Annotated in this window: 9 protein-coding genes; 2 read left to right on the forward strand and 7 right to left on the reverse strand. The window is 75.2% G+C overall.

The features are described from left to right. Positions 1-28 precede the first annotated feature (28 nt). Entirely contained in the window at positions 29-1,069 is a 1,041-nt protein-coding gene (locus AB7F12_RS22120) for an Atu2307/SP_0267 family LLM class monooxygenase (RefSeq protein ID WP_428501762.1), read from the forward strand. Between the two features lie 55 nt (positions 1,070-1,124). Here AB7F12_RS22120 and pheT read toward each other — a convergent pair whose 3' ends face one another. From pheT to AB7F12_RS22155, 7 genes are all read right to left on the reverse strand, one after another. Further along, complete coding sequence (gene pheT / locus AB7F12_RS22125) at positions 1,125-3,635, reverse strand: phenylalanine--tRNA ligase subunit beta (RefSeq protein WP_428516496.1); 2,511 nt, start codon at positions 3,633-3,635, stop codon at positions 1,125-1,127. Between the two features lie 32 nt (positions 3,636-3,667). After that, positions 3,668-4,741: a phenylalanine--tRNA ligase subunit alpha gene (gene pheS / locus AB7F12_RS22130; RefSeq protein WP_428501539.1), complete on the reverse strand. Its 1,074-nt coding sequence runs from the start codon at positions 4,739-4,741 to the stop codon at positions 3,668-3,670. A gap of 24 nt (positions 4,742-4,765) precedes the next feature. Further along, positions 4,766-6,070, reverse strand: coding sequence for a hypothetical protein (locus AB7F12_RS22135; protein ID WP_428501540.1), 1,305 nt, complete (start codon positions 6,068-6,070; stop codon positions 4,766-4,768). Then, the gene (locus AB7F12_RS22140) at positions 6,060-6,725 is read right to left on the reverse strand and encodes a response regulator transcription factor (RefSeq protein ID WP_428501541.1); all 666 of its coding nucleotides are present in this window, start codon (positions 6,723-6,725) and stop codon (positions 6,060-6,062) included. The genes AB7F12_RS22135 and AB7F12_RS22140 overlap by 11 nt, the downstream gene beginning before the upstream one ends. A 5-nt stretch (positions 6,726-6,730) precedes the next feature. After that, positions 6,731-7,528, reverse strand: coding sequence for an ATP-binding protein (locus AB7F12_RS22145; protein WP_428517979.1), 798 nt, complete (start codon positions 7,526-7,528; stop codon positions 6,731-6,733). A gap of 95 nt (positions 7,529-7,623) precedes the next feature. Next, entirely contained in the window at positions 7,624-8,292 is a 669-nt protein-coding gene (locus tag AB7F12_RS22150) for a LuxR C-terminal-related transcriptional regulator (RefSeq protein WP_428501543.1), read from the reverse strand. 133 nt (positions 8,293-8,425) lie between these two features. Next, positions 8,426-9,220, reverse strand: coding sequence for a choice-of-anchor P family protein (locus AB7F12_RS22155; RefSeq protein WP_428516493.1), 795 nt, complete (start codon positions 9,218-9,220; stop codon positions 8,426-8,428). A gap of 246 nt (positions 9,221-9,466) precedes the next feature. On the opposite strand from AB7F12_RS22155, the gene AB7F12_RS22160 reads away from it, so the two are divergent. Continuing rightward, on the forward strand, positions 9,467-10,174 hold the full coding sequence (locus tag AB7F12_RS22160) for a PIG-L deacetylase family protein (RefSeq protein ID WP_428501545.1): 708 nt from the start codon (positions 9,467-9,469) through the stop codon (positions 10,172-10,174). The last annotated feature ends 17 nt before the right edge of the window (positions 10,175-10,191 follow it).

A 10,191-nucleotide genomic window follows, 5' to 3' on the forward strand; every position in this document is an offset into this window, starting at 1 on the left:
CCACGCCACGCGGCGACTTGGTGCCGGCATGGAGATCGGCGTCACCACCTTCGCGGACGCGTCGCACGACGTCGCGCCGGCGCAGCGGCTGCGCGAGACCGTCGAGCAGATCGCGCTGGCCGACCAGGTCGGGCTCGACATGTTCGGCGTCGGCGAGCACCATCGCGCCGACTACCTCGCCTCCGCCCCCGCGATGGTCCTTGCGGCCGGCGCCGAGCGGTCCTCCCGGATCCGGCTCAGCAGCGCCGTCACCGTCCTGAGCAGCGACGACCCGGTCCGCGTGTTCCAGAACTTCGCGACGCTCGACCTGCTCTCGGGCGGGCGCGCCGAGATCATGGCGGGCCGCGGGTCGTTCGTGGAGTCGTTCCCGCTGTTCGGCCACGACCTCGCCGACTACGACGAGCTGTTCGCCGAGAAGCTCGACCTGCTCCTCGCGCTGCGCCGGGACCCGCGCGTCACGTGGTCGGGGCGGCACCGGGCGGCGCTCGCCGACCAGCCCGTGTTCCCGCGCCCCGTGCAGGACCCGCTGCCGGTGTGGGTGGCCGTCGGCGGCAACCCGCAGTCGGCGGTGCGTGCCGGGACGCTCGGGCTGCCGATGGCGCTGGCCATCATCGGTGGCGCACCCGACCGGTTCGTGGCGTTCGCGGAGCTGTTCCGGCGGTCGCTCGCCGCGGCCGGCCACGACCCGGCGACCCCGCTGTCGCTGAACATGCACGGTTTCGTCGCCGACACCGACGCGGCCGCCGCCGACACCTACTTCCCGCCGCACTCGCGGGTGATGAACCGGATCGGGCGCGAACGCGGCTGGAGCCCGACCGGCCGGGCCGCCTTCGATGCCGCGACGACCCTGCCGGGCCCCTACGTCGTGGGCGGCCCGGAGCGCGTGGCGGAGAAGATGCTGCACCACCACGAGCTGTTCGGCCACGCCCGCATCGCGCTGCAGCTCGCCATCGGCGACATCGCCCACGCCGACGTCATGCGGGCGATCGAGCTGCTGGGTACCGAGGTGGCGCCGCTGGTCCGCGACGAGGTCGCGCGGCGCCGTGCGACACCGGCACCGGCCGTCTGAGCCCGGGTCGTGTCCCGCCCCGGTCGCCATGGCGACCGGGGCCGGGCACAGGGGCCTACCCGCGCAGCTCCGCGCCGACGCGACGGCCGGCCAGGGCCACCGCCGCGTCGCGGGCCGCGTTGGCCTCCTCGCTGGTCAGCGTCCGGTCGTCGGCGCGGAAGCTCATCGAGAACGCCAGCGACCGCCGGCCCTCCCCGACCTGCGCACCGCTGTAGACGTCGAACAGCCGGACCTGCTCCAGCAGCTCGCCACCGCCCTCCTCGAGGGCGTCGGCGACGTCGGCGACGGGGACGTCGTCGGCCGTGACGAGCGCGACGTCGACCGCGACCGCCGGGTACGGCGACACCCGCGGCACCGGCCGCGGGTCGGCCAGCGGGACCAGGTCGAGGTCGAGCTCCATCGCGCACGTCCGCGGCGGCAGCCCCAGCGCCTCGACGACCTTGGGGTGCAGCTCGCCCGCGTGCCCGGCCGGGAGGTCGCCGACCCGCAGCACCGCGGTGCGACCCGGGTGGAACGGCGCCAGCTCGCCCTTGGTGACCCGCAGCTCGACACCCGCGACCCGCCCGACGAGCCGGGCCGCCTCCACCGCGTCGGCCCAGCCCGCCTCGCGCCCGTCGCCCCACCAGCCCCGCGGCTCGCGCTCCCCGGCGAGGACCGCGGCGACGTGGATCGGCTGCGCCGGGAGCGCGGCGTCGATCTGGGCGTACTCGTTCGCGCTCGGCCGTGTCCGTACCGCCGGCTCCGGCATGGCGACGGGCTGCGCGTGCGGCAGCACGACCTGTCCGACGTGGAACAGCGCCACGTCGTCCAGGCCGCGGGACCTGTTGCGCACCAGCGCGTCCAGCAGTCCTGGCAGCAGCGTCGTCGACAGCGTGTTGCGTTCGGCGTCGAGCGGGTTGACCACCGTGACGGTGCGCCGGCGGACATCGTCGGCGGCCAGGCCGAACGCGTCCCACACCGCGTCCCCGACGAACGGGAACGGCAGCACCTCGACGTAGCCGGCCTCGGCCATCGCCCGCGACACCGCGCGACGGCGGCGCTGACCGGCGGTGAGCCCGCGCCCGGCGGGGGCGGCGGGCAGGACCGACGGGATCACGTCGAGCCCTTCGAGCCGCAGCACCTCCTCGACGAGGTCGGCAGGCATCGTGATGTCGGGACGCCACGACGGCGGGGTCGCCACGACGACACCCTTGCCGTCGTCACCGGTCTCGAGCGTGACCGAGGCGCCGATCCGGGTCAGCTGCTGCACGGTCGCGCCACGCGGGTAGGCCACGCCCGCGGTGCGGTCGGGCAGGTCGAGCGGCATCCGCACGGGGGCGGGCACCGGCGCGGCACCCACGTCGGTCCGGCCTCCCACGATCGTGCCGCCGCCGTGCTCCACCAACAGCTGCGCCGCGCGCTCGGCCGCGACCGGGGGCAGCTGGGCGTCGACGGCACGCTCGAAGCGCCGCGATGCCTCGCTGGGCAGCTTGTGGCGGCGCGCGCCGCGGGCGATCGTCGCCGGGTCGAAGTGCGCCGCCTCGATGAGGACGTCGATCGTCGCGCCCTCGGCGTGCTCGGCCGGGATCTCGGTGCTCGCCCCGCCCATGACCCCCGCGAGACCGATCGGTCCCGAGTCGTCGGTGATCAGCAGGTCGTCCGGGTCGAGGACGCGCAGCGCGTCGTCGAGGGTGCGCAGCTTCTCCCCCGTCCGCGCGCGGCGCACGACGATGTCGCCGGCCAGCTTCGTGGCGTCGTAGGCGTGCAGCGGCTGCCCCAGCTCGATCATCACGTAGTTGGTGACGTCGACGGTCAGCGAGATCGGGCGCATCCCCGCGGCCAGCAGCCGGCGGCGCATCCACCACGGGCTGGGCGCGTTGGGGTCGACCCCGCGGACGCGGCGGGCGACGAACCGCGGGCAGCCCTCGGCGTCGTCGAGGCGCACCGGCCACGACGACTCCTTCTCCTCCGGCACGGCGATGCGTGCGGCGGGGTCGGTGAAGTCGCGCTCCAGGGACGCCGCGAGCTCGCGGGCCAGGCCGCGCACCGAGAAGCAGTAGCCGCGGTCGGGCGTCACGTTCAGCTCGATGACCGGGTCGTCGAGGCCCAGGACCGGACGGGCGTCGGCACCGGGCTCGGCGGTGCCCCCGGGCAGGACGAGGATTCCGGAGTGGTCGGCCCCGATACCCAGCTCGGCCGCCGAGGAGATCATGCCGTCGGAGACGTGGCCGTAGGTCGTGCGCGCCGCGATCGCGAAGCCGCCCGGCAGCACGGTGCCGGGCAGGGCGACGACCACCAGGTCGCCGACGACGAAGTTGCGGGCGCCGCAGACGATGCCGCGCGAGCCGCTCTCCTCGTTGTGCCCGGGACCGACGTCGACGCGGCAGTAGCGGATCGGCTTCTTGAACTCGGTCAGCTCGGTGATCTCGAGGACCCGGCCGACGACCAGCGGGCCGGGGATCTCCTCGGCGCGGTGGATCTCCTCGATCTCGAGGCCGACCCGCACGAACGCCTCGCCGATGTCCTCGGGATCGGCGGGCAGGCCGCCGTCGACGTGGTCGGACAGCCAGGACACGGGGACGCGCACGACTTCTCCTGTGTGGTTTCTCTACAGCGGGGTCAGACGCCGAACGCCCGGCTGAACCGGACGTCGCCCTCGACCATGTCGCGCATGTCGGGCAGGCCGTTGCGGAACTGCAGCGTGCGCTCCAGCCCCATGCCGAACGCGAAGCCCGAGTACACCTGCGGGTCGACGCCCGCCGACAGCAGGACGTTCGGGTTCACCATGCCGCAGCCGCCCCACTCGACCCAGCCGGCGCCGCCCCTCTTCTCCGGGAACCACACGTCGACCTCGGCCGACGGCTCCGTGAAGGGGAAGTACGACGGCCGCAGCCGGGTCCGCGACTCCGCACCGAACATGGCGCGGGCGAACGCGTCGAGCGTGCCCTTGAGATGCGCCATCGTGATGCCCTTGTCGACGGCGAGGCCCTCGACCTGGTGGAACACCGGGGTGTGGGTGGCGTCGAGCTCGTCGGTGCGGAACGTGCGGCCGGGGCACACCACGTACACCGGCAGCGGGCGCTCCAGCAGCGCCCGGATCTGCACCGGGGAGGTGTGGGTGCGCAGCACCATCGTCGAGGTGTCCGCCGAGTCCTGGCGCTCCCGCAGGTAGAACGTGTCCTGCATGGTGCGGGCCGGGTGGTCCTTGCCGAAGTTAAGCGCGTCGAAGTTCAGCCACGACGCCTCGACCTCGGGGCCTTCCGCGACCTCCCAGCCCATCGCGACGAACACGTCGGCGATCTGCTCGGCGATCTGGGTGATCGGGTGCCGGGCCCCCCGCGGGGTGCGGTCCCACGGCAGCGTGACGTCGACCGACTCCTCGACGAGGACCTTCTCGTCGCGCTCGGCGAGCAGGACCTCGCGGCGCGCGTCGAACGCCTCCTGGGCCCGCACACGTGCCGCGTTCACGCGCTTGCCCGCGTCGGCCCGGTCCTTGCCGGGCAACGACCCCAGCTCACGACGGGCCAGCAGCAGCGGCGCGCGGTCGCCCAGGTGCGCCGGCCGCACGGCCGCGAGCGCGGCGAGATCGGTCGCGTCGGCGAAGGCCTGCACGGCCGCGTCGGCCGCGGCGTCGAGGGTGGCGGCGTCCAGCGGGCCGCCGGCGGGGACCGTCTCCTGCGTGCTGTCACTCATGGTGGGCCGATCCTAGGCGGGGCGTCATCGCGGCCCGAGGCCGACCTGCGCCGCGAGCGCCCGGAACCCCGAGTCGTCGACCGTCCACGGCGGCGGGCGGCCCGGGTCGACCCAACGGGTCTGTGACGAGCGCAGATACGCGTCGAGGGCGGCGCGGTCGCCGACCACCGCCGCGGCGTGGGCGACCGAGGAGTTCGGGTCGTGGTCGGGCGAGACCGCCCCGTACCGCGGGGTCGAGTCCGCCCAGCCGGGCCATCGCGCCGAGAACGCCGCCCACAGCGCCGACCTGCGGTCCTCGTCGCCCAACCCGGCCATGACCGGCCACAGCTGGGCGAGCGAGTCGGGGAACCACACGTCCCACGACGGGTCGAGGTCGTCGGCGGCCACGGCATAGAGCCCCGGTGTGTGCGACCCGGCCCACAGGACCCGCTCGATCGCCTCGCCCATCGCGGCGGCCTCGGCGGCACGCACGGACGCGGCGGCCGGGTCGGCGAAGACCGTGCCGAGCAGCCATGCGTAGTCGGCGAGCCCCTGCTGGGCCTCGATGTTGTCGAGCAGGTACTCGGCGTCGTAGGTCGGGGTGGCGGCGGTGAGCCCGGACGGAGTGCGGGTCGCGCCGATCGCGTCGGCGACACGGACGAGGCCGGCCCGCAGCTGCGGGGTGTCGAGCGCCCGGGCAGCGGCGGGGTCGGCGCGGGCGTAGTGGGTGACCAGCGTCAGGAAGGTCCCCGCATAGGCGTCGGTCGAGTCGTAGGTGGGCACCATGGTCGACCCGGGCCGCTGCTGGAACCGGCCGGCGCAGGTCACGGGGTCGTAGTCGTAGTCGTAGACGGTCCCGTCGACACCCGAGGTGTCGGGCGCGTTGAGCCGCGACAGGTACCAGTCGAGGTAGTGGCGCACCATCGGCAGGTAGCGGCCACCCGCGGCGACCATCGCCCGCGCCCCGATGTTGGCCTCGTACGGGTGGACCGAGACGAGCCCGGTGCCGACGATCCGCGCCTCGGCGATGGCACCCGCTCCCTCGCCGGCGCAGGTGAGCTGGGCCGTGGACACCCAGTAGGCCTCGTCCTCGACGATCGCGGCGAGGTCCGGCACCTGCGCGGGGCCGCCGCCCTGCATCCGGCGCGGCTGCTCCACGTGAGCGGGACGCGACGTCGCCGCCGCGGCGGGGGTCGCCGGTCCGGCCGGTCCGACCCCGCCCGCGCCCACCGGCCGGCCGCCGGCCGGGTGCACCAGCCCGAGGACGGCGAGCCCCGTGCAGGCGACGACGGCGAGCCCCACCGCCACCCGGCGGGCGGCGGCCCGGCCACGCCGCGGGTCAGTCGGCATGCCGCAGCAGGTCGTGGCGGACCGCGAACGACGCCGCCTCGATCCGGGAGTGCACCCCGAGCTTGGTGAGCACGCCCTGGACGTAGGTGCGGACGGTCGCCGCCGACACCCCCAGCCGGTCGGTGATCGCGGCCGTGCCGAGACCCTCGACGATGAGCGCCAGGCACTCCCGCTCGCGCGGGGTCAGGTGGGCGGCCAGCCGGTGGGCGTCGGCCTCGGCCGGCGAGCGCGGCCCGGGCAGCTCGGCCGGAACGTCCACGACGCCCTCCCCGGCCAGCACGGCGCGCACCGCGTCGACGAGGGCGGCGACCCCCGCGGTCTTGCACACGTACCCGGCCGCCCCCGCGGCCACGGCACGGCGGGCCGTCGCCGGGTCGCGGTCGCCGCTCAGGACCAGGACCCGGGTCCCGGTTCCCGCGGCGACGATCCCGGCGATGAGGTCGAGCCCGTCGTCCGGGCCGAGGTGCCGGTCGACGACGCAGACCTGCGGCCGGTGCGCCCGGACGGCGGGCAGCACGTCCGCGGCGGTGTTGACGACGGCGCGGACGGTGACCCCGCGCGCGGTCAGGACGATGCCGAGGGCGTCGACGAAGATCGGATGGTCGTCACAGAGAACCACGTCGTTCCCCGAGGCGGGGTCGTGCGGGCGTGCCACCGAGCTCATCCACGACCGGGGTCGGGCACGGTGGTGGCACCGACGGCGACCGTCGCCGCGGACAGCGCCGGGGTGCGGACGGTGCTGTGCACGATCCGCGGAGCCGGGCCCGGGGCGCGCCGGGCCCGGGCCGCGTCGGGCAGCGTGACCCGGACGCGGGTGCCCCGGCCCGACGACCCCGCGGTGATGTCAATGGGGCCCCCGCACGACGACACGCGCCTGCGCCCGACGCCCCGCCCCAGCCCCGCCACCCCGCTGGTGCCGCGGCCGACCCCGGGCCCGTCGTCGACGCCGTCGACGACGAGGCCGGGGGCGAGGCCGTCGCGGGTGCCGGGCCGCGCACCGGCGTGGACCTGCACGGTACCGCCGTGTCCGGCGGCCCGGGTGGCGTTGTCGACGAGGTTGGACACGATGCGCCACAACAGGGTCGGGTCGGCCAGGCGCGGCAGCGCGGGGTCACCGGTCAGCGTGACGGAGGCCGGGCCGCACTGGTCGGCGAACGTCACGACCCGCTGGAGGACGGGCATCACCGGCTCGGCCTGCCCGTGGCGCCCGCCGCGGTGGTGCAGCAGCGAGGACAGCCGGGCGGTCTCCTGCTCGACCATCGCGAGCAGCGACTCCCGCCGTGCGGCGTCGTCGCCGGTCGTGCGCACCGACTCCATCAGCAGCGCCAGCGTGGCCAGCCCGTGGCCGACGTCGTGCATGAGCCCGCGCAGCTCCTCGACCTCGCCGCCCGCGTCGGGCCGGGACCGCTGGTCTCGCTGGGCCGGAACCACGACGTGGGCCTCGGGGACGTTCCGCATGACGGGAAGATCGTCGAACTGTCCGTGACCGTTACATCACAGAAGGTTCCGGGATTGCGCCGCTCGGCCCACCCGGGCCCGGCGATCACGGGCTGTCACTCCGCCGGGTGGGCTCCTGGCCGCACCCCCGCCGCGCGGGCCACGCTGACCGCCTCCAGCCGGCTGTGCACACCGAGCTTGAGGAACAGCCTGCGGGTGTGGGAGCGCACCGTGCCGACGGACACATGCAGTGCCGCAGCGAGATCCGGGCCCCGGGCGCCATCGACCATGCCTTGCAGGACCCGGCGCTCCTGCCGTGTCAGGCCGGCGAGCGGGTCGTCGGCCGCCGCCTCCGGCTGCCCGCCCGCGAGGGCCCGCAGCACGGCACCGAGGTGCGCGCTCGGGTACACGGTGTGACCGTCGCAGACCGCGCGGACGGTGGTGGCGAGCTCGGCGGACCCTGCCGACTTCGACAGCCACGCGTCGGCGCCCGCCCGGGCCGCGGCGACCATCCGGTCCAGCTCGGCGCTGGCGGTAAGGACGACGATCCTGGGCCGCGGCACGACACCCGCGATCCGCGCCAGCAGCGCGGTCCCCGCGTCGCCGGCGTCCTCGATCTCGACGGTCACGACGTCGGGCCGCGTCCGGGCCAGCAACGCCTCGACGTCGGTGTCGGCGCTCGGCGCGTACCCCACGACGCGGAGGTCGGGCTCCGCCGACATCGACTCGGCCAGCAGCTCCCCGAGCATGCGGTGGTCGTCCACGACGACGCGCCGGATGGTCATGGCACCGATCGTCTCCTGCCCGGATCTCGTCGGGGACCCCGGATGCGGGTCCCGGTCTGCACGACACAACAGGTGCCGGTCCCGCCGCGGCGGGACCGGCACCCGATGGAGTGACCTGTCCGTCGGTCCGGGGTCAGACCTGCACGTCGCCGCGACGGCGGCGGCGCAGCTGCGTCACGCCGAACCCGGCGGCGACGACACCGGCGAGCAGCACCCCGCCGACGGCACCGGTCGGGACGACGACGCCGTCACCGGTGACCGCACACCTGGACTGGCCGATGATGATCGTGCCGTTGCCCAGGCCCGCGTTCAGCGTCAGGCGCACCGCGTTGACGGTGATCCCCGTCGACGCCCCCGACCCGGTCACGACCTGCTCGTTGACGTAGAGGATGCCGACGTTCGCGATGTTGAGACCGGTGTTCGGGACCGCCGACACGTCGACGGACTGGCCGAGGACCCGCAGGTTCGCGATCGTCGTCGAACCGGTGGAACCCTCGGCGTCGGACGTGCAGGTGCTGCCGACCGCGTCGGCGCTGACGGCGGGGGCCAGCGCCAGGCCGACCTTCGGGTTGGCGACCTGCGCCGAGCTCGTCACCGATCCCGTCGCCCCGGGCACACCCTGGGTGCTGACCTCGAGCAGCCCGGTGCTGAGCAACCCGATGACGTTCACCTGCGCCGTCGAGTTCGTGACCGCGGTGGCGCTGCCGCCCGCGGGCAGCGTGACCGTGGGCATCGGGCCGCTGCTCACCAGACCGGTGCCGAGCACGGTGACGTTCACGCTCTCGCCGAACGCGCTGCCCGACACGGCCGACACGTCGGCGAACGCGGCGCCGGCACTCGCGACGGCCATCGCCGGGACGAGCGCGACCAGCGCGAGGGATCGGGCGAGACGACGTCCGCGGGACGCCGGAAGTCTTGTCCTGTTCATGGGTGAGCCTCTCGGGTAGTGGCGGGCACGCCGGCGGCGTCCGCTGTCCCTGCCGGGAACCGGGGTGGGCGACGACCTGCAGCCACCGACCGCCCGGCGAGCAGTGTCGGGGCCGCACGAGAACGGCGGATCGGCCGGACGGCACAGCCGGACTGTGCCGTTCACGGGGTCCGTGCCGTGCCGCACGACGAGAGCATGTGCGCCGTCGGGGCCATCCCGACGTGCTGTGGCGCAGGAGGTTCGACGATGCGAGTGCTCGCGGTGGGTGCCCACCCCGACGACATCGAGCTCGGCTGTGGTGGCGCGCTGCTCGCGCACCGTGCCCGTGGCGACGAGGTCACGCTGCTGGTGATGACCACCGGCGAACAGGGCCCGCAGGACGCGCGCTCGCGCATCGGCGAGCAGGAGGACGCGGCCGCGCTGCTCGGCGCGGACCTGCGCTGGGGCGGCTTCGACGACTGCGCCGTGCCCACCGACCGCTCGGCCGTCACCGTCGTGCAGGACGCGATCGACGCCAGCGGCGCCGACATCGTCTACACCCACGCACCGCTGGACACCCACCAGGACCACCGCGCCACCGCCGCCGCCGTCCGCGCGGCCGCCCGCCGCGCGCGCCGGGTGCTGCTCTACGAGTCGCCGACGACGACGGCGTTCGACCCCGTCGTCTACGTCGACGTCGCGACGCTGGTCGAGGCCAAGCTCGACCTGCTGCGCGCCCACATGTCGCAGGTCCTCAAGAACGAGCTGGTCGACCTCGAGGCCGTCGAGGCGCAGGCCCGCTACCACGGTTTCCGCGGCCGGCTGCGCAACGCCGAGGCGTTCGAGGCCGAGCGCTTCGTCTGGGACCTCGGGGGCGCCCAGCCCGCCGTGGCCGCCGTCGCGGCGGCGGCCGTGGCGCCACTCGTGTCCCGGACCGGCGCCACCGTCGTCGTGCCCCGGTCGCGCCGGCCATGACCGTCCCCGTCCCCGGT

It is taken from the genome of Pseudonocardia sp. (assembly GCF_050250275.1).
GTDB lineage: Bacteria > Actinomycetota > Actinomycetes > Mycobacteriales > Pseudonocardiaceae > Pseudonocardia.

Excerpts from the sequence above, each read along its gene's own strand:
- AB7F12_RS22120 (WP_428501762.1), top strand. The coding sequence starts at position 29 with ATGGAGATCGGCGTCACCACCTTCGCGGACGCGTCGCACGACGTCGCG.
- pheS (WP_428501539.1), bottom strand. The coding sequence starts at position 4,741 with ATGAGTGACAGCACGCAGGAGACGGTCCCCGCCGGCGGCCCGCTGGAC.
- AB7F12_RS22135 (WP_428501540.1), bottom strand. The coding sequence starts at position 6,070 with ATGCCGACTGACCCGCGGCGTGGCCGGGCCGCCGCCCGCCGGGTGGCG.
- AB7F12_RS22145 (WP_428517979.1), bottom strand. The coding sequence starts at position 7,528 with ATGCGGAACGTCCCCGAGGCCCACGTCGTGGTTCCGGCCCAGCGAGAC.
- AB7F12_RS22150 (WP_428501543.1), bottom strand. The coding sequence starts at position 8,292 with ATGACCATCCGGCGCGTCGTCGTGGACGACCACCGCATGCTCGGGGAG.
- AB7F12_RS22155 (WP_428516493.1), bottom strand. The coding sequence starts at position 9,220 with ATGAACAGGACAAGACTTCCGGCGTCCCGCGGACGTCGTCTCGCCCGA.
- AB7F12_RS22160 (WP_428501545.1), top strand. The coding sequence starts at position 9,467 with ATGCGAGTGCTCGCGGTGGGTGCCCACCCCGACGACATCGAGCTCGGC.